The following is a 17,857-nucleotide window of genomic DNA, read 5'->3' on the forward strand; positions in this document are numbered from 1 at the left end:
CGCTCGACGCTCAGCGCTCGGCGCTCGCCGTTCAGCGCTCGGCGGCGGTCGGCCAGGGGTTGAAGCGGCAGCCGTCGAGCCCCTTCGACTGCTGCATCATCACCGGCGCGGGACGGCCCGGCCCGGGGCAGCCGCGGTGGCCGCGACCGAGCCAGTGCCCGGTCTCGTGGTTGACGACCATGTGGCGGTAGTCGCGCAGCGAGCCGCCGGCGCGGTTCCACGCCGGCGAGGCGCGCTGCCAGCGGGTCTGGTTGACGACGACGTAGCGCCCGACGCGGCAGCTCCACTCGACGCTGCACACCGACGAGAAGCGGGGCAGCTGCTCGGGGGTGGCCAGCACGAGGGAGAAGTCGCCGCCGCGGCGCACCCGCCGGAAGGCCGTGCCGCCGGCGCGCCAGCCCCGCGGGTCGTCGAAGGTCTGCTGTGCGAGCCGGGCGAAGGTCGCGACGTCCGCGGTGACCCGGCCCCGGGTCTCGACGCGGTAGGTCACGGTGCGCCGGACCGGCACGGCGTGGCGCACCGCGACCGGGCGCGACGTGGCCGCGCGCGCGTCGTAGCCCGCCTTGCGGGCCGTCACCCGCAGCGCCAGCCGGTGGCCGACGTCCTGGGGCCGCACGACGTGGCGGCGCCCGGTCGCGCCCGGCACCGGACGGCCGTCGCGCAGCCACTGCAGGCGCAGGGTGTCGGGCCACGGCGACCACGCACCGCGGCGCGCGGTCAGGGTGGAGCCCCACTGCGGCTCCCCCGCCACCGACGGCGCCCGCGTGACCCGCAGCTGCCCGCGCTGCACGGGGTCGGTCGGCTCGCTGGTCGCCACCCTGGTCGAGCCGTCGGCCGAGGGCCCGGTGGCCTCCGCGCTCAGGCGCGCGCCGAGGTCGTCGGCGGTGAGCCGGTAGGTGGAGGCCGTGGCCCCCGCGACCGCGACCCCGTCGCGCAGCCAGCGCCAGGCGTACGACGCGGGGTCGCCGTCGGCGGGCACGGCGCGGAGGACCTCCCCCACCCGCGCGGTGCCGGTCACCGTGGGCGGCGCGGTCGTGGCCGCGCTCGCGGAGGCCGCGCGCTGCACGGGGGCGGCGGGCACGCCGTACGCGACGGTGAGGACGGTCAGCAGCACCGAGGCGAGGACGGCGGCGAGTCGGGTCACCCGCCGGATCCTAGCCCCGACCGAGCCGGGGCCTCAGGCCCAGAGCTGCCCCTCGAGGCGGTCCTCGGCCTCGTCGATCGTGCCCTCGTAGGCGCCGGTGGAGAGGTACTTCCAGCCGCCGTCGCACACGATGAAGGCGATGTCGGCACGCTCGCCGGCCTTGACCGCCTTGGCGGCCTGCCCGAGCGCGGCGTGGAGGATCGCGCCGGTGGAGATGCCGGCGAAGATGCCCTCCATCTCGAGCAGCTCGCGCACCCGGCGGACCGCGTCGCGCGGGCCGACCGAGAAGCGGGTGTCGATGAGGTCGGCGTCGTAGAGCTCGGGCACGAAGCCCTCGTCGAGGTTGCGCAGGCCGTAGACGAGCTCGCCGTAGCGCGGCTCCGCGGCCACGATGCGCACGTCGGGCTTGGCCCGGCGGAAGAACCGCGACACGCCCATGAGCGTGCCGGTGGTGCCGAGCCCGGCGACGAAGTGGGTGACGCTCGGCAGGTCCTCGAGGATCTCCGGGCCGGTGCCCTCCTCGTGGGCGAGCGCGTTCGCGGCGTTGCCGTACTGGTAGAGCATCACCCAGTCGGGGTGCTCCTCGGCCATCTGCTTGGCGACCCGCACCGCCTCGTTGGAGCCGCCGGCGGCCGGCGAGGAGTAGATCTCGGCGCCCCACATCCGCAGCAGCTGGCGCCGCTCCTCCGAGGTGTTCTCCGGCATCACGAAGACGCAGCGGTAGCCCTTGAGCTTGGCGGCCATCGCGATCGAGATGCCGGTGTTGCCCGAGGTGGGCTCGAGGATCGTGCAGCCGGGCCGCAGCAAGCCCTCCTTCTCGGCCTGCTCGACCATGCGCAGCGCCGGGCGGTCCTTGATCGACCCGGTGGGGTTGCGGTCCTCGAGCTTGGCCCACAACCGCACGTCGGGGCTCGGCGAGAGGCGGGGCAGCCCGACGAGCGGGGTGTGCCCGACCGAGGACAGCAGGTCGTCGAAGCGCATGGGGTGGGTCTCCTCCTCGTGCGCCTCAGCGCAGGAAGAACTCGGGGTCGAAGGTCTCGAGCGGGATGATCCGCACCCGCGGCAGGGGCACGTTGAAGGCCGCGACGTCGTCCTCGAGGTCGAAGAGCTCGACGTCGGGGAGGGTCAGCTGCGACGAGGCGTACTCGCGCAGCGCCAGCACGCCCACGCGGCGCTCCGACCCGTGATCGCCCTCGAGCAGCGGCGGGAGGTACGGCGCGAAGTCGCCGTCGTGCGAGCACAGCAGCACGTCGGCGTCGGGCCGGGCGACCAGCGCCTCCAGCGTGCGCTGGATGCCGACGTCGACGACCTTCTCGTCCGCGCGCCCGGCGAGCGGCACCGGGCGGTAGTCCATCGCCAGCAGCGCCGCCACGAAGCTGGTCGGCAGCTGGCCGTGGGAGGCGTTGAGGAAGAACAGGCCGGTGACGGGCTGGCCCCACCGCGCCTCGGCGAAGGCGGTGACGCGCTCCCAGCGCGGCCGCTCGTCGGGCTGGGGACGGCGACCGAGCAGCGCGTTGCCCAGCGTCGCGTCGATGTTCTCGCCGTCGACGAGGACGAAGGTGCGCCTGGCGGTCACCGGCCCTGCCTCGCTCAGCCGCCCGCGACGGCGGGGAGCACGACGACCTGGTCGCCGTCGGAGAGCGTGGCCTCGAGCCCGCCGATGAAGCGGACGTCCTCGTCGTTGACGTAAACGTTGACGAAGCGGCGCAGGTCGCCCTCCCCCTCGATCAGCCGGTCCTTGATGCCGGGGTGGTGGGACTCGAGGTCGTCGATCAGTGCGGCGAGCGTGCCGCCCTGGGCCTCGACGGACTTCTCGCCCCCGGTGTAGGTGCGCAGGATGGTGGGGATGCGGACCTCGATGGCCATGTGCTGTTCCTTCCTCAGTCGCCGGGGTGCCCGGCAGGTAGGTGCGCGACGACGCTGACCTCTTCCTCGGTCACCTCGCCGTCGACGATTCTGTAGGACCTGAACTCCACCGGGCCGTCGTTGTTCCCGTGCTCGCGTGTGCTGACGAGCACGTAGTGCGCGCCGGGCTCCATCGCGAGGCCGATGTCGGTGCGGCTGGGGTAGGCCTCGGTGGCCGTGTGGGAGTGGTAGACGACCACCGGCTCCTCGCCGCGGGAGTCCATCTCCTGGTAGAGCCGCAGCAGCTCGGTGGAGTCGAACTCGTAGAACGTCGGCGAGCCGGCCGCGTTGACCATGGGCACGAAGCGCTCGGGGCGGTCGGAGCCCTCGGGGCCTGCCACCACGCCGCACGCCTCGTCGGGGTGGTCCCGCTTCGCGTGCGCCACGATGGCGTCGTACGTCGCCTGGTCGATCGTCAGCACTCCTCCAGCGTAGGCGGTGCGTCCCGCATGCCGGACACCCGCCAGCATCCGGACCCTCACCCGCCGGGGGTGGGGCCGGCGCCTCGTACCCTGCGCCCGTGGACCAACTCGACGAGCTCCTCCAGCCGCACCTCGACACCGTGCTCGCCCGCAACCCCGGCGAGCAGGAGTTCCACCAGGCCGTGCGGGAGGTGCTGGAGTCCCTCGGGCCGGTCGTGCGCCGCCACCCCGACTACCTGCACCAGGCCGTGATCGAGCGGATCTGCGAGCCCGAGCGGCAGCTGATCTTCCGGGTGCCGTGGGTCGACGACCAGGGCCGCGTGCAGATCAACCGCGCCTTCCGGGTCGAGTTCAACTCCGCGCTCGGCCCCTACAAGGGCGGCCTGCGCTTCCACCCCTCGGTCTACCTCGGCATCGTGAAGTTCCTCGGCTTCGAGCAGGTCTTCAAGAACGCGCTGACCGGCATGCCGATCGGCGGCGGCAAGGGCGGCTCGGACTTCGACCCCAAGGGCCGCAGCGACGCCGAGGTCATGCGCTTCTGCCAGTCGCTCATGACCGAGCTCTACCGCCACCTCGGCGAGCACACCGACGTGCCGGCCGGTGACATCGGCGTGGGCGGTCGCGAGATCGGCTACCTCTTCGGCCAGTACAAGCGCATCACGAACCGCTACGAGTCCGGTGTGCTCACCGGCAAGGGGCTGGCGTACGGCGGCTCGCAGGTGCGCACCGAGGCGACCGGCTACGGCACGGTCTTCTTCACCGAGGAGATGCTGGCGACGCGCGGCACGTCGCTGTCGGGGCGACGCGTGGTCGTCTCGGGCTCGGGCAACGTGGCGATCTACGCCGCGCAGAAGGCCGCCGCCCTCGGGGCCCACGTCGTCGCGTGCTCGGACTCCTCCGGCTACGTCATCGACGAGGACGGCCTCGACGTCGACCTGCTGCGCCAGGTGAAGGAGGTCGACCGCGGCCGGGTCTCCGACTACGCCGCGCAGCGACCGCGCGCGGAGTTCGTCACCGGTGGCCGCGTCTGGGACGTCGCCTGCGAGGTGGCGCTGCCGTGCGCGACGCAGAACGAGCTCGACGACGCCGCCGCGCGCCGGCTCGTCGAGCAGGGCGTGGTCGCGGTCGCCGAGGGCGCCAACATGCCCTGCACCCCCGACGCCGTGCGGGTCTTCCAGGAGGCCGGCGTGCTCTTCGCCCCCGGCAAGGCGGCCAACGCCGGCGGCGTGGCGACCAGCGCGCTGGAGATGCAGCAGAACGCCTCGCGCGACTCGTGGGGCTTCGCGGAGACCGAGGAGAAGCTGCGCCGCATCATGGTGGGCGTGCACGAGCGGTGCGCCCACGCCGCGGACGACTACGGCCTGCCCGGCAACTACGTCGCCGGCGCCAACATCTCGAGCTTCCTGCAGGTCGCCGAGTCGATGCTCGCGCTCGGGGTCGTCTAGCGGCTCAGCGCGTCGACGAGGGTCTCCAGGAGGTAGCCGACCCACTCGTAGATGTCGTGAGCCTGCGAGCGGGGGTCGTCCTCCGGCATCGCCAGCCAGCGCTCCTCGTCGTCCTCCTCGACCCCGAGCCGGGTCGCGAGGGCGAGGCGCAGGTCGGTGAAGGAGCGCATCCAGGTCTTGGCCTCGGCCTCGTCGAGCTCCACGTCGATGACCAGCCCGTCCTCGGTCAGCAGGGCCGGCAGACCGGCCTCCTCGAGCCCGTCGATGACGGCGGCGGCCGCGGCGGCCTTGCCGTCACGCAGCGTGCCCTCGGTGAAGCGGCGGAACTCCGCGGCGGCCTCGGGGTCCTCGCGGTAGGCGGTCGGGAAGAGCCGTGCGAGGACGGGGTCCTCCGGCTCGGTGGTCGGCCCCGAGAAGTCGAGCATCGCCTCGAGCGGGTCGCGGCCGTCGTCGGGCTGGGCGCGCTCGTTGCGCAGCAGCTCGACGAGCTGGGAGGCCAGCGAGCGCAGCAGGTCGGCCTCGAAGCCGGTGAAGCTGGCGATGACCCGGCCGCTGCGGCGGTGGCGTGCGAACCCGGGCACTACTCGGCCTTCTCCATGGTGGCCCACAGGCCGTACTCGTGCATCGCCTGCACGTCGCGCTCCATCTCCTCGCGGCTGCCCGTGCTCACTGCGGAGCGACCGTCGTCGTGCACCTCGCGCATGAGCCGCTCAGCCTTCTTGCGGTCGTAGCCGAAGTACTCCTGGAAGACGTAGGTGACGTAGGACATCAGGTTGACGGGGTCGTTCCACACGATCGTGACCCAGGGCGTCGCCGGCGCGACCACCGTGTCGGCGAGCTCCTCGGACCCCAGGTCGGGGACGACCTCGGTCGGGCTGGCGGCGGACACGCCGTCATCGTGGCACACCCCTAGGCTGGCCCGGGTGACCCCGTCGAACGGCCCCCTGGCGTCCGCTGCGGCGACCCCCGCGGCCGCGCCCACCAGCTCGGCCCTGCTCACCGACCACTACGAGCTGACGATGCTGCAGGCCGCGCTGGCCGCCGGCACCGGCACACGCCGGGCGGTCTTCGAGCTCTTCGGCCGCCGCCTGCCCGAGGGCCGCCGCTACGGCGTGGTGGCCGGCGTGGGCCGGGCCCTCGACCTGCTCGAGCGCTTCCGCTTCGACGACGCCACCCTCGCGGTGCTGGAGGAGGGCCGGGTCGTCGACGGGCCGACGCTCGAGTGGCTGGCGGGCTACCGCTTCACCGGCGACGTCTGGGGCTACGCCGAGGGCGAGGTCTACACGGCGTACTCCCCCCTCGTCGTGGTCGAGGGCACCTTCGCCGAGGCGGTGCTGCTCGAGACGCTGCTGCTGTCGGTCTACAACCACGACTCGGCCATCGCGTCGGCGGCCTCGCGCATGACCATGGCCGCGGGTGACCGGCCGTGCATCGAGATGGGCTCGCGGCGCACCCACGAGGAGGCGGCCGTGGCGGCTGCGCGCGCCGCGTACGTCGCGGGGTTCGCCTCGACGAGCAACCTCGCGGCCCGCGCGCGCCACGGGGTGCCGACGACGGGCACGTCCGCGCACTCCTTCACGCTGCTGCACGACCAGGAGCGCGACGCCTTCCGCGCGCAGGTCGACGCCCTCGGGGTCGGCACCACGCTGCTGGTCGACACCTACGACGTCGAGGAGGCCGTGCGCACCGGGCTCGAGGTCGCGGGCACCGAGCTGGGCGCGGTGCGGTTGGACTCGGGTGACCTGCGCGCCGTCGCCGTGCGCGTGCGCGAGCTCCTCGACTCGCTCGGCGCGACCGCGACGAAGATCGTCGTCACGAGCGACCTCGACGAGCACGCGATCGCGGCGATGGCCGCCTGCCCCGTCGACGTCTTCGGCGTCGGCACGTCGCTGGTCACCGGGTCTGGCCACCCCACGTCGGGCTTCGTCTACAAGCTGGTCGCGCGCGAGGGCGCGGACGGCACCCTGCAGCCGGTCGAGAAGCGCAGCCCGCTCAAGGGCTCCCACGGCGGCCGCAAGGACGCCTTCCGCCGCCACGACGCCGCCGGCACCGCCGTCGCCGAGGTGGTCACGACCCGGCCCCTGGGTGGACAGCATGGCAGTGGCGAGGAGCCCCCGGCGCCGCCGGAGCCCGGTGACCGCCGGCTCCTCGTGCCGCTCGTCCGCGACGGGGAGGCCGTGGGTCGCGAGCCCCTCGACGCCGCCCGCGAGCGCCACCTCGCCTCCCGCGCCGCCCTCCCGGCGGCAGCCCAGCAGCTCTCCAAGGGCGACCCGGTGCTGGTGACCCTCTCCGCCTGAGGGCCTCGGTCGGCCCCCCGCCGGTGGTCGTGCTGCGCCGCCAGGTGGTGTTGGTCGAGCAGGGTCGCCCGCGCCCTCGGTGGTCGAGCAGGGCCGCCGGGCCAGTGTCGAGACCCTGGCGGGACGAGCGGGCCGCCGCCCCCTCGGTGGTCGAGCAACGCCGCCGGGCCCGTGCCGAGACCCGGCGGGACGAGCGGGCCGCCCGTCACTCGGGGACGAACAGTGCCGCCGGGCCCGTGTCGAAGCCCGGCGGGGCGAGCGGGCCGCCCGTCACTCGGGGGTCGAGCGGTGCCGCCGGGCCCGTGTTGAGGCCCGGCGGGGCCAGCGGGCCGCCCGTCACTCGGGGGTCGAGCAGTGCCGCCGGGCCCGTGCCATCCCCCCCCGCACCTGGCGCCCGCGGTGCACGGGGCAGCACGACGAGCCCGTCACCCCGGAGATGGGGTGCGGGCTGTCGCCGAGTGGAGGCGGACGGGGGCGTACGAGGCGAACGAGTCGTGCCGGAGTCGCGCCTCGTCCGTTGGTCGAGCAGGGCCGTCAGGCCCGTGTCGAGACCCGGTGACGTACGCGCGGGTCGTCAGTCCGCGGGTGCGGGTGGACCGGTGTCGTCGCGGTGCGGCTGGTCGCCGTCGCACGGCGGCCCGGTGTCGTAGGCCGGGCCGGGGTCCGGGGGCGCTGGTCCACCGTCGGGCGGTGCGGTGTCGTGGGCGAGGGGCCCGTCGAGGGGCCCGTCGAGTGGTCGGGTGCCGGTGTGGTCGCGCAGGTAGTGCGCCCCGTGCGGTGACTTCCACAGCCACGCGCCGGCGCCGGCGGGGGTGAGGGTCCACCGGGTGGCGGCGTGGCCGTGGGTCTTCAACCGGTGATGCGGCCGGCACAGCGGTGCGATGTTGCAGGTACAGGTCGGCCCACCCGCATCCGGGTCGGTGGGGTCGTAGGGGACGGTGTGGTCGTGGTCGCACCTGCGTGCGGCGCGGCCGCACCACGGGAACACGCACGCCAGGTGGATCAGGGCCGTCTGGGTCTGCAGTCGGCGTGGGACCTCGTAGGCCTCGGTGTGCACCGCCTCGGCGAGGTCGAGCACCGGCAGCACCGTCACGTGGGGTGCGACCCCGTCAATGCCGGCGGTGGTGAGCCAGTCGCGGATCGCGGTGGCCGACACCGGCGCTCGGGTCTCCTCCACCCGTCCGACCGCGCCGTCGCCGGCAGCCAGCCGTCCGGGGAACATCGAGGTGCGCAGGACCGCGTCGGACAGGTGCAGGTGCAGCAGATACCGCCGTCGCTGCCGCGGCGACGACTGACCCGCAGGAGTCTCCGGGGTCTCGACGCGCTCGTCGGGGCTTGCTGCTCGACCACCGGTGCTCGGCTCGGGGGCCGCTGCTCGACCACCAGCTGCTGCACCATCGACGCCGGTGAGGAGGTCGAGGGTGCCCTGCGCGGACGCCCCGTCGGAACCCCGCACCACCAGGTTGAGCAGGGCCTGCGCCGACAACGGCCCCGACTCAGCCGTGGCGCCCAGGGCACGCAGCCGCTGCTTCTCCTCGACCACGGCGTCGTGGATGGTGATCCCGTCGGGCAGGTCGAAACAACCACTCGCGTCCACCGTCCCGGTCAGGTCATCCACGGGACGATCGTCCAGGTGCACCTCGAACCGGCGTCGCTCGCGCGCCTCGGCCTGGGCGAGCTCGGCCTCGTCGGGCATGAACCGCGCGAGTGCTTCGGCGACGAGGCGCTCCAGGGTGGTGGCGCCGATGGTCTGCGCCACCGGTGTCACGTGGCGGTCCACCCACCCCGCTGCCTCCGGGGTGAGGTCTCTGCCGAGCACCATCCGCGCGACCAGGCGGGCACGCCACCCGTCCACCCGGTGCGCCTGCACCGCATCCCACAACCGGGGCAGCAGGTGGCGGCACACCAGGGATTGGCCGAGGTAGGCGGCACCGGAGGTGGTGGAACGCCCCAGCCGGGTGGCGAACTCCGCCACCGCGAACTCCGTCACCCCCGGCGCATACGCCCCAGCGGCCTTGAGTGCGGTGTCGCCGTAGGTGCCGGCCACCGTCGCCGCATCCAACGCGTCGGCGGGGTGCAGGTCAGCCCAAACACACGCGGCGTACATCAGCCGGGCGTCCGCGGCGCGCTGGTCCATGACCGCAGCAACCGTGGCGTCGAGCACCGCGACCGCGGTGTCGAGCTCGGGTGCGGGGCTGGTGGTCATGAGAGGAGTCAAACAGCCACCACCGACAGTCGCCGCCAGCGTGGATCTGGCTGTGGACAACGGATCCGGGCCGTCGGCCTGTGCACGACCAGTGGCCCACGACCGGACCACACTGCGACTCGGGGTGTGGTCTCGCGCCAGCCCTGACGAGCCTCCTCGACCACCTCATTGCCTCAGCGTGCGCCCCCTCGACGCAAGCGCAGCGCGCGACCCCTCGACACGAGCGCAACGCGCGACCCCTCTGCGGGTGAGCAGCGCGCGACCCCTCGACACGAGCCCAGCGCGCGACCCCTCGACACGAGCCCAGCGCGCGACCCCTCGACACGAGCCCAGCGCGCGACCCCTCGACACGAGCCCAGCGCGTGACCCCTCGACACGAGCCCAGCGCGCGACCCCTCGGCTCAGGTCTGCGGGCCGCTCACCGGGTCTCGACACGCTTTCCGGGGCTCGCTGCTCGACCGGCAGGGCGGGGCCGGCCGCGGCTAGGGTCGCGGCCATGACGGAGCAGACGCAGCAGGGGCCGCGGCGGGCGCTGGTGGTGGTGGACGTGCAGGTCGACTTCTGCGAGGGGGGCTCGCTACCGGTGACGGGGGGCGCGGCCGTCGCGGCCGGGCTGGGCGACGCCCTCCGGGCCTGGCGGGCCGACCCCGCCGGCGCGGGCGGTTGGGCGCACGTGGTGGCGACCAAGGACCACCACGTCGACCCCGGCGACCACTGGTCGGACTCCCCCGACTTCGAGCACAGCTGGCCGGTGCACTGCGAGGTCGGCACGGCCGGCGAGGCCTTCCACCCGGCTCTCGACGCCGCGGCGCTCGAGGCGGTCGAGGCCGTCTTCACCAAGGGCGAGCACGCCGCGGCGTACTCCGGCTTCGAGGGCCACGACCCCGCCGGCACGCCGCTCGCCTCGTGGCTGCGCGAGCGCGGCGTCACCGCGGTCGACGTCGTCGGGATCGCCACCGACCACTGCGTGCGCGCCACCGCGCTGGACGCCGCGGCTGAGGGCTTCGCGACCACCGTGCTGCTCGCGCACTGCGCGGGGGTCGCCCCGGCGACCACCGAGGCGGCGCTGGCGGAGATGCGCGACGCGGGGGTGCGCCTTGCCTGACGCCCAGACCCCCGACGGCTTCCCCCACGGCCTCCCCGACGGGCTCCGCGTCGAGCGCGGTGACGGCGTCCTGCGCATCACCTTCGACCGTCCGGCGCAGCTCAACGCGCTGACGGCTGCGATGACGGACGCGACCGCCGCCCTCCTCGAGCGCGCGAGCGCCGACGACGCCGTGCGGGTCGTGCTGCTCACGGGCTCCGGCGAGGGGCCCGGCAGCGCCTTCAGCACCGGTGCCGACATCGGCGGCGCCGACGCCCACCTGCACTTCGACGAGTCCGCCCTCGTGCGCGCCAACCGGCTCGTGCGCAGCATCGTGCGCTGCGACAAGCCCGTGGTGGCCGCCGTCAACGGGGTGGCCGCCGGGGTCGGCTGCTCCACGGCGCTCGCCTGCGACCTGGTGGTCGCAGCCGGGTCGTCGGCGTTCCTGCTCGCCTTCGCCCGCATCGGGCTCATGCCCGACGGCGGGGCGTCGGCGACGGTGGCCGCCGCCGTCGGCCGTGCCCGCGCCATGCGGATGGCACTGCTCGCCGAGCCGCTGTCGGCCCGCGAGGCCTACGACGCCGGGCTCGCGACCCACCTCGTGCCCGACGAGGAGCTGCGCGAGTCCGTCGACCGGCTGGTCGGTCGCCTCGCCGACGGGCCACCGCTGGCCTTCACCGCTACCAAGCGCGCCGTCAACGCCGCGACCCTCGGTCCGGTCGACGCGCCCCCGTGCGGCCTCGACGCCGCGCTCGAGACCGAGCGGGTGGGCCAGACGCTGCTCCTGCGCACCGCCGACGTCGCGGAGGGCATGCGCGCCTTCGGCGAGAAGCGGCGCCCCACCTTCCGTGGGGAGTGAGCGACACCCCAACACCCCTTTGACGGTCGGCCGCGACCGTGCCAGACTCCCCAACGACTCTTGGGAGGTCTCCGTTGGTCGACGACCCGGCGCCCGACGCGCCCGCAGCACCCACCGCCGTACGCCGGCTCCGCGCCGCCGCGCACCCGCTGCGGCTGCGCATGCTCTCGCTGCTGACCGGCGCCGAGCTCAGCGCCGCCGAGGTGGCGCGCGCGCTCGGCACCACGCACGCCAACGCGAGCTACCACCTGCGCGTGCTGCTCGAGGCCGGCGAGGTGGTCGTCGCCGGCGAGGAGGTCGTGCGCGGCGGCGTCGCCAAGCGTTACCGCCACCCCTGGCGCGAGCGCGCGGAGCTCGAGCAGGCAGGGCCGCCCGCGGACCCGGCCGAGCTGCGCGGCTACGTGCGGGCGATGGCCGAGGAGCTGGTGCGCCGCTACGACGCCCGGGCCCCGCACACCTCGGGCACCGTCACCGCCGAGACCGCCGAGACCGCCGAGACCGCCGAGACCGCCGAGACCGACCGCGGCACCCTCACCGACGCGGAGGTCTGGGTCGACCCCGCCACGTGGTCGCGCGCCCTCGACCTGCTGCGCGAGGCCGGCGCCCTGCTGCACGACGGCGCGCGCCCCCCGGGCACGCCCGGCACCCGCCACGTCGCCCTCACTCTCGGCGCGTTCGCGATGGCCCCGCCCACCGACGAGGACCGCGGGTGAGCCGCGGCCCCGCCCTGGCACCGCTGCGCGAGCGGCCCTTCCGGTGGTACTTCGCCTCGCGCGCGGTCAACCTCGTCGGCTCCACGATGGCGTCGGTCGCGCTGGCCTTCGCCGTGCTGGAGGTGAGCGACTCCCCCACCGCGCTCGGCACCGTGCTCGCCGCGTTCAGCACCCCGATGGTCCTCTTCCTGCTGGCCGGCGGCGTGGTGGCCGACCGGATCGGGCCCACGCGCACGATCCAGGCCGGCAACGTCGCCGCGGGTCTCAGCCAGCTCACCAGCGCCGCTCTGCTGCTGACCGGCACCGCCGAGCTGTGGCACCTCGCGGCCCTCGCGGCGGTCAACGGCACGGCCGCGGCGATGACCCTGCCGGCCCTGGCGTCGGTGCTGCCCAGCCTCGTCCCGCGCGAGCAGCTGCAGCAGGCCAACGTGCTGGTGTCGATGACGCGTAGCGGCTTCACGGTGGTCGGCCCGAGCCTCGCGGCCCTGCTGGTCGTCACCGTCGGCCCCGGGTGGGCGCTGGCGGTCGACGGCACGACGTACCTCCTGTCCGCGCTGCTCCTCACGCAGGTGCGCCTGCCGCGCCCCGAGCGAGACCTCGACGCGCCCGGCGGGCCCGCCGGCGCCCTGCGCGAGCTGCGCGAGGGGTGGCGCTTCGTGCGGGCCACCCCGTGGTTCTGCGTCGTCGTGCTCGCCTTCTGCGTGATCGTGGCGCTGCACCAGGGCGGGATGTACACCCTCGGCCCGGTCCTGGCGAAGGACACCGAGGCGATCGGCGAGGAGGGCTGGGGCCTCGTGCTGTCCGCCGAGGCCCTCGGCCTCGTGCTGACCGGGCTCGTGCTGCTGCGCGTGCGCCTCGAGCGCCCGCTGCTGCTGGGCATGCTCGGCACGGCCGTGTACGGCGCACCCCTGGTCGCGATGGGCCTCGACCCCGCGCTGGCGACGGTCCTGCTGTGCGCCTTCGCCGCCGGCGCCGCGATCGAGGTCTTCGGCCTGGGGTGGAACCTCGCGATGCAGGAGCAGGTGCCGGCCGCGATGCTCAGCCGGGCCTACTCCTTCGACGCCCTCGGCTCCTTCCTGGCCATCCCGCTGGGCCAGCTGGCGGCCGGCCCGCTGGCCGCCGCCTTCGGGCTGCGACCCGTGATGCTGGCCGCGGGCGTCGGCATCGCCGCGGTCGCCCTCGCCACCCTGCTGGCGCCCTCCGTCCGGCGGCTGCCGCGGGCTCCGTCCACCGCTCCACCACCCGGGCCTGTCGCCGCGACGGCAGGCACGGCATGATGGCCCCCGACCAGGCACCTCCACGCTCGGGCGGACGGAGGCACCCATGGGTGCTGCGCGCACGACCGTGCAGCGGGCGATCGACCCGCTGCGCCGTCCTGCCTTCCGCTGGTACTTCGCCGCCCGGCTGACCAGCGTCGTCGGCGCGGCGACCGCGCCCCTCGCGCTCGCCTTCGCCGTGCTCGACCTGACCGACGACCCGGGCGCCCTCGGTGCGGTGCTCGCCTCGGCGACCCTGCCGATGCTGGGCTTCCTCCTCGTCGGGGGCGTGCTCGCCGACCGGTTGCCCCGCACGGCGCTGATGCAGGTGGCCCACGTCGTGCAGGGCGCGGCGCAGGCCACCGCCGCGACGCTGGTGGTCACGGGCCGCGCGGAGGTGTGGCACCTCGCGGCCCTCGGTGCCGTCGGTGGCACGGCCACCGCCGCCGCGCTGCCGGCCCTGCGCAGCGTCGTGCCCCAGCTGGTCCCGCGCGCCCAGCTGCAGGAGGCCAACCTGCTGCTCTCGGTGACCCGCGGCGCCGTCGCGGTCGCCGGGCCCTCCCTCGCCGCCCTCCTCGTCGTCACCACCGGGCCGGGCTGGGCGCTGGCAGTCGACGCCGTCGCCGCACTGCTCGCCGCCGCTCTCCTCACCCGGGTGCCGCTCCCGGCCGTGGTCCACGACCGCGCCGCGGCGCGCGGGGTGCGCGGCGTGCTCGGCGAACTCGCCGCCGGGCGCCGCGAGCTGGCCCACCTGCGGTGGTTCTGGACCGTCGTCGGCGTCTTCGCCGTGCTCAACGCCGTGCAGGCGCTCACCTGGACCACCCTCGGCCCCCCGCTCGCCCTGCGCACCGTCGGTGAGCGCGGCTGGGGGCTCGCGCTCTCGGCTCTCGCGCTCGGCCTGCTGCTCGGCGCCGTCGCGCTGCTCGGGGTGCGGCTGCGCCGCCCGCTGCTCGTCGGCATGCTGGCGATCGCCGTGACCGGCCTGCCGATCCTCGCGCTGGGCGCCGACCCCCGCGTGGTCCCGCTCGTCGCCACGGCGTTCCTCGCCGGCGTCGGGGTCGAGGTCTACACGCTCGGCTGGCACCTCGCCCTGCAGGAGAACGTGCCGGAGCAGCTCCTCTCCCGCGCCTACTCCTGGGACCAGCTGGGCTCCTACGCCGCGATCCCCGCGGGCCAGCTCCTGGCCGGGCCCCTCGCCTCGACCTTCGGGGTGCGGCCGACCATCGTCGCCGGCGGCGTGCTGTACGTCGTCCTCGCGCTCGCCGTCCTCGGCTCCCGCGAGGTGCGGACGCTCCAGCGCGCCCCCGCCGACCCGGCCCCGGACCCGACGCCGGACGACCCCGCACCCGGCGTCACCCTGCCGGCGGCTCCGGGCACCACCGCTGCGCCAGCGTCGTGAGCACGGCGAAGGTGCGGTTGGTGCTCACCCCGAGCAGCCGCTCGACGCGGGCACCGTCGACGCGCGCGAGGTGGTAGCTCTCGCCGATCAGCAGGTGCACCGCACGCCCGCGCACGACGACCTGCTCCCCCTCCGCCGCGGCCGCGACCAGCTCGGCCTGGGCGGCCGGGTCGGGCTCCTCCTGCAGCAGCGACACGTGGTGGCGACCGGGCGGAACTGAGCGGGCCGCTTCGACCTCGACGCCGGCCGCCACCACCGCGCGCAGCTCGGCTGCCGGGAGCACGACGACCGGCACGTCGAAGCCGCGGTCCGCGGCGTACGCCTGCTCGAGGCGCCGCTGCACCTCGCGCGGGTCGGTCGTGGCCGCCTCGACCCGGACGTTGCCGGTCGCGAGGTAGGTCGCCACGCCGCGGAACCCCGCCGCCGCCGTCACCGCCGCCTGGTCGGCGGCCGGGAAGCGCCGGCGCGCGCCCAGGTTGACCGCGCGCAGGAAGGCCACGTGGACGTGGTCCGGCGTACCCCCCGCCGACGGACCGGGCGTCGCGGCCCCGCTCACGGGTGCGACGCGAGCACGACCGGGTGCCCGGGCACGGCTCCCTGCGGCGCCCGGGCGGTGGAGTGGCGCACCACCAGCTCGGGCTGGAAGAACACCTCGTCGGGCGGGGGCGCGGCGCCGTTGACCTGGTCGACCAGGGAGCGGGACACCGCCGCGGCCAGCGCCATCGTGGGCTGGCGCAGCGTCGTGAGCGGCGGGTCGGTGAACTCGATGAGCGTGCTGTCGTCGCTGCCCACGACCGAGAGGTCCTCGGGCACCCGCAGCCCCCGCTGCCGCGCGGCCCGCACCACGCCCAGCGCCATGACGTCGGAGCCGCACAGCACAGCGGTGACGCCCTCGTCGAGGAGGGCGTGGCCGGCCTGCAGCCCGCCCTCGACGGTGTAGGTCGTCTCGACGACGCGGCCCGGAGGCCCTCCGGGCACGTGCCGGGCGACGGCCTCCCGGAAGCCCTCGGTCTTGCGCATGGCCGGCGTGTAGCGCATCTGCCCGATCGCGAGGCCCACCCGCTCGTGGCCCATGTGCGCGACGTGCATGACCCCGAGGTCCATCGCGGCGACGTCGTCGGTGGAGAAGCTCGCGGCGCCGACGCCGGGCAGGTGGCCGTTGACCAGCACGACCGGCAGCCCGGTCTCCGTCAGGCGGCGGTAGCGGCGCGGGTCGGTCGTCGGCATGGCGTGCACGCCGGAGACGAAGATGATGCCCGAGACGCCGTGCTCCAGCAGCGTCGCGACGTAGTCGTCCTCGTGGATGCCGCCGAGGGTCATGGTGCACAGCACCGGGGTGTAGCCGCGCTGCTTGAGGTGGTTCTCGATGGCCTGGGCGAAGCGCGGGAAGAACGGGTTCTCCAGCTCCGGCACCACCAGCCCGACCAGGCCGCCGCTGCGCGGACGCAGCCGCGCCGGGCGGTCGTAGCCGAGCACGTCGACGGCCGTCAGCACCTGGCGCCGGGTGGCCTGGTTGACGCCGGGCTTGTCGTTCAGCACGCGGCTGACGGTGCTGACGCTCACGCCGGCGCGGTCGGCGATCTCGGCCAGGCGGATCTTCACGTCCGTCACCGTACCCCCCTGGGCCGCCTGGCGGCCGCTGTTCTTGCAAGGATCGCCGCACGGCTGGCAGCGGTTTGCAGGCATCCTGGCGGGCGCCGGCCTGCACCTGCAGCCTGGACGAGGGTTGGACCGCGCGCAAGGGGCTGCAATTTTTTGCAGGCGGACTACCCATTCGCAACGGACCTTGCTAGCGTGTGGCGACCCTCACACGCAGAACCGCTAAAGGAGTCTCCTGACCATGCGCATCGCCCGCACCCTCGTGCCCGCCGTCCTGGCCGTGGCACTGACCGCCTGCGGAGGCGGTGGTGGCAGCTCGACCAGCTCCGCCGACACCACGCCCTCCGAGCCCACGGAGAGCTCGACGGAGGAGGCCGTCCCCACCCGCGGTGACGCCGACCTCGTGATCTGGACCGACGCGCTCAAGATCGACGCCGTCAAGACGGTCGCCGACACCTTCGCCGAGCAGAACGGCATCTCGGTCGAGGTCCAGGCCGTCTCCTCGGACCTGCAGACCAACTTCGTCACCGCCAACACCGCGGGCAACGGCCCCGACGTCGTCGTCGGCGCCCACGACTGGATCGGCAACCTCGTCGCCAACGGCGCGATCGAGCCGCTGCAGCTCACCCCCGACCAGCTCTCGGGCTACTCCGAGAAGGCCGTCCAGGCCACCACCTACGAGGGCCAGCTGTACGGCGTGCCCTACGGCATCGAGGCCCTCGCGCTCTACCGCAACACCGAGGTCGTGCCCGAGGAGCCCGCCAACCTCACGGAGGCGATCGACGCCGGCAAGCAGGCCGTCCAGGCCGGCGAGGTGGAGTCGGCCCTCAACCTGCCCGTCGGCGAGAACGGCGACGCCTACCACATGCAGCCGGTCCTGACCTCGATGGGTGGCTACCTCTTCGCCTACGACGAGGCATCCGGCTACGACGCCTCCGATCTCGGCGTCGGCGAGCCCGGCTCGGTCGAGGCCGCCCGCAAGGTGGCCCAGCTGGCGAAGGAGCGCGTGCTGCGCACCTCGATCAGCGGTGACAACTCCATCGCGCTCTTCACCGAGGGCAAGGCCGCGTTCCTCATCTCCGGCCCCTGGGCCCTCGGCGACATCAAGGCCTCGGGCATCGACTACGCCATCCAGCCGATCCCCGGCTTCGCCGGCGAGGAGCCTGCCGAGCCGTTCATGGGCGCGCAGGCGTTCATGGTCGCCTCCGGCGCCGAGAACGCCGCCTTCGCGCAGGAGTTCGTGACCGTCGGCGTCAACAACGAGGAGGCCATGCAGGCCCTCTACGAGGGCGCCACCCTGCCCCCGGCCATGACCTCGGTCCAGGACGGTCTGCAGGACGAGGACATCGCGCTCTTCGCCGAGGCCGCCAACCAGGCCGCGCCGATGCCCGCCCTGCCCGAGATGGCCGCCGTCTGGGAGCCCCTCGGCAAGGCCTACGCCGCCATCGTCGGGGGCGCCAACCCCGAGAAGACGATGAGGGACGCGGGTCGCACCATCGAGTCCGCCATCCAGGGCGGCTGACCCCGC

General features: G+C 74.7%; 18 protein-coding genes. 8 read left to right on the top strand and 10 right to left on the bottom strand.

Annotated elements, in window-relative coordinates; all coding sequences use genetic code 11:
• Positions 1–31: 31 nt before the first annotated feature.
• Genes BJ989_RS18870 through BJ989_RS14610 form a run of 5 tightly spaced genes read right to left on the bottom strand, consistent with a single transcriptional unit; the run spans position 32 to position 3,471 of the window.
• Complete coding sequence (locus tag BJ989_RS18870; RefSeq protein ID WP_179518813.1) at positions 32–1,144, bottom strand: DUF3152 domain-containing protein; 1,113 nt, start codon at positions 1,142–1,144, stop codon at positions 32–34.
• Positions 1,145–1,177: 33 nt separating this feature from the next.
• Positions 1,178–2,125: a PLP-dependent cysteine synthase family protein gene (locus BJ989_RS14595; protein ID WP_179518814.1), complete on the bottom strand. Its 948-nt coding sequence runs from the start codon at positions 2,123–2,125 to the stop codon at positions 1,178–1,180.
• Positions 2,126–2,150: 25 nt separating this feature from the next.
• On the bottom strand, positions 2,151–2,720 hold the full coding sequence (locus BJ989_RS14600; RefSeq protein WP_179518815.1) for an NYN domain-containing protein: 570 nt from the start codon (positions 2,718–2,720) through the stop codon (positions 2,151–2,153).
• Positions 2,721–2,734: 14 nt separating this feature from the next.
• A complete protein-coding gene (locus tag BJ989_RS14605) occupies positions 2,735–3,010 on the bottom strand; it encodes a MoaD family protein (protein WP_179518816.1) in 276 nt (91 codons plus the stop codon).
• A gap of 14 nt (positions 3,011–3,024) precedes the next feature.
• Positions 3,025–3,471 (bottom strand): M67 family metallopeptidase, encoded by a 447-nt coding sequence (locus BJ989_RS14610; protein ID WP_218849621.1) that lies wholly within the window; start codon positions 3,469–3,471, stop codon positions 3,025–3,027.
• 98 nt (positions 3,472–3,569) lie between these two features.
• On the opposite strand from BJ989_RS14610, the gene gdhA reads away from it, so the two are divergent.
• Positions 3,570–4,916 (top strand): NADP-specific glutamate dehydrogenase, encoded by a 1,347-nt coding sequence (gene gdhA, locus BJ989_RS14615; RefSeq protein ID WP_179518818.1) that lies wholly within the window; start codon positions 3,570–3,572, stop codon positions 4,914–4,916.
• Here gdhA and BJ989_RS14620 read toward each other — a convergent pair.
• Both BJ989_RS14620 and clpS read right to left on the bottom strand, forming a co-directional pair.
• Positions 4,913–5,497, bottom strand: a complete 585-nt coding sequence (locus tag BJ989_RS14620) for a DUF2017 family protein (RefSeq protein ID WP_179518819.1) — start codon at positions 5,495–5,497, stop codon at positions 4,913–4,915. The two genes, gdhA and BJ989_RS14620, sit on opposite strands and share 4 nt — an antisense overlap.
• The gene (clpS, locus tag BJ989_RS14625; RefSeq protein ID WP_179518820.1) at positions 5,497–5,805 is read right to left on the bottom strand and encodes an ATP-dependent Clp protease adapter ClpS; all 309 of its coding nucleotides are present in this window, start codon (positions 5,803–5,805) and stop codon (positions 5,497–5,499) included. Before clpS ends, BJ989_RS14620 begins: the two co-directional genes overlap by 1 nt.
• A gap of 34 nt (positions 5,806–5,839) precedes the next feature.
• Between clpS and BJ989_RS14630 the strand changes: the two genes are divergently transcribed.
• Positions 5,840–7,213, top strand: a complete 1,374-nt coding sequence (locus BJ989_RS14630; protein ID WP_343049399.1) for a nicotinate phosphoribosyltransferase — start codon at positions 5,840–5,842, stop codon at positions 7,211–7,213.
• 574 nt (positions 7,214–7,787) lie between these two features.
• Here the strand turns inward: BJ989_RS14630 and BJ989_RS14635 are convergent.
• On the bottom strand, positions 7,788–9,419 hold the full coding sequence (locus BJ989_RS14635; RefSeq protein WP_179518821.1) for an HNH endonuclease signature motif containing protein: 1,632 nt from the start codon (positions 9,417–9,419) through the stop codon (positions 7,788–7,790).
• A gap of 496 nt (positions 9,420–9,915) precedes the next feature.
• Here BJ989_RS14635 and BJ989_RS14640 point away from each other — a divergent pair, with 496 nt between their 5' ends.
• The 5 genes from BJ989_RS14640 to BJ989_RS14660 all read left to right on the top strand — a co-directional run bounded on the left by BJ989_RS14640 (position 9,916) and on the right by BJ989_RS14660 (position 14,730).
• The gene (locus tag BJ989_RS14640; RefSeq protein WP_179518822.1) at positions 9,916–10,524 is read left to right on the top strand and encodes an isochorismatase family protein; all 609 of its coding nucleotides are present in this window, start codon (positions 9,916–9,918) and stop codon (positions 10,522–10,524) included.
• Positions 10,517–11,362, top strand: coding sequence for an enoyl-CoA hydratase-related protein (locus BJ989_RS14645; protein ID WP_179518823.1), 846 nt, complete (start codon positions 10,517–10,519; stop codon positions 11,360–11,362). The genes BJ989_RS14640 and BJ989_RS14645 overlap by 8 nt, the downstream gene beginning before the upstream one ends.
• Before the next feature lie 74 nt (positions 11,363–11,436).
• Positions 11,437–12,075 (top strand): helix-turn-helix domain-containing protein, encoded by a 639-nt coding sequence (locus tag BJ989_RS14650; RefSeq protein ID WP_218848836.1) that lies wholly within the window; start codon positions 11,437–11,439, stop codon positions 12,073–12,075.
• Positions 12,072–13,352 carry an MFS transporter gene (locus BJ989_RS14655; protein ID WP_179518824.1) on the top strand — a complete coding sequence of 427 codons (1,281 nt, stop codon included), beginning with the start codon at positions 12,072–12,074 and terminating at the stop codon, positions 13,350–13,352. The genes BJ989_RS14650 and BJ989_RS14655 overlap by 4 nt, the downstream gene beginning before the upstream one ends.
• Before the next feature lie 46 nt (positions 13,353–13,398).
• Positions 13,399–14,730 (top strand): MFS transporter, encoded by a 1,332-nt coding sequence (locus tag BJ989_RS14660; protein WP_179518825.1) that lies wholly within the window; start codon positions 13,399–13,401, stop codon positions 14,728–14,730.
• Here the strand turns inward: BJ989_RS14660 and BJ989_RS14665 are convergent.
• Both BJ989_RS14665 and BJ989_RS14670 read right to left on the bottom strand, forming a co-directional pair.
• The gene (locus BJ989_RS14665) at positions 14,684–15,229 is read right to left on the bottom strand and encodes a DUF1697 domain-containing protein (protein ID WP_179518826.1); all 546 of its coding nucleotides are present in this window, start codon (positions 15,227–15,229) and stop codon (positions 14,684–14,686) included. The genes BJ989_RS14660 and BJ989_RS14665 overlap by 47 nt on opposite strands.
• 53 nt (positions 15,230–15,282) lie before the next feature.
• Positions 15,283–16,332: a substrate-binding domain-containing protein gene (locus tag BJ989_RS14670; RefSeq protein WP_179518827.1), complete on the bottom strand. Its 1,050-nt coding sequence runs from the start codon at positions 16,330–16,332 to the stop codon at positions 15,283–15,285.
• A 238-nt stretch (positions 16,333–16,570) separates the two neighbouring features.
• Here BJ989_RS14670 and BJ989_RS14675 point away from each other — a divergent pair, with 238 nt between their 5' ends.
• Positions 16,571–17,851, top strand: coding sequence for a sugar ABC transporter substrate-binding protein (locus BJ989_RS14675; RefSeq protein ID WP_179518828.1), 1,281 nt, complete (start codon positions 16,571–16,573; stop codon positions 17,849–17,851).
• Positions 17,852–17,857: the final 6 nt, after the last annotated feature.

The organism is Nocardioides perillae (genome assembly GCF_013409425.1).
Taxonomy (GTDB): Bacteria; Actinomycetota; Actinomycetes; order Propionibacteriales; family Nocardioidaceae; genus Nocardioides; species Nocardioides perillae.

Bases quoted from the DNA above. Each gene is read 5' to 3' on its own strand.
- BJ989_RS14660 (WP_179518825.1), top strand. From the start codon at position 13,399: ATGGGTGCTGCGCGCACGACCGTGCAGCGGGCGATCGACCCGCTGCGC.
- BJ989_RS14635 (WP_179518821.1), bottom strand. From the start codon at position 9,419: ATGACCACCAGCCCCGCACCCGAGCTCGACACCGCGGTCGCGGTGCTC.
- BJ989_RS14640 (WP_179518822.1), top strand. From the start codon at position 9,916: ATGACGGAGCAGACGCAGCAGGGGCCGCGGCGGGCGCTGGTGGTGGTG.
- BJ989_RS14605 (WP_179518816.1), bottom strand. From the start codon at position 3,010: ATGGCCATCGAGGTCCGCATCCCCACCATCCTGCGCACCTACACCGGG.
- BJ989_RS14595 (WP_179518814.1), bottom strand. From the start codon at position 2,125: ATGCGCTTCGACGACCTGCTGTCCTCGGTCGGGCACACCCCGCTCGTC.
- BJ989_RS14675 (WP_179518828.1), top strand. From the start codon at position 16,571: ATGCGCATCGCCCGCACCCTCGTGCCCGCCGTCCTGGCCGTGGCACTG.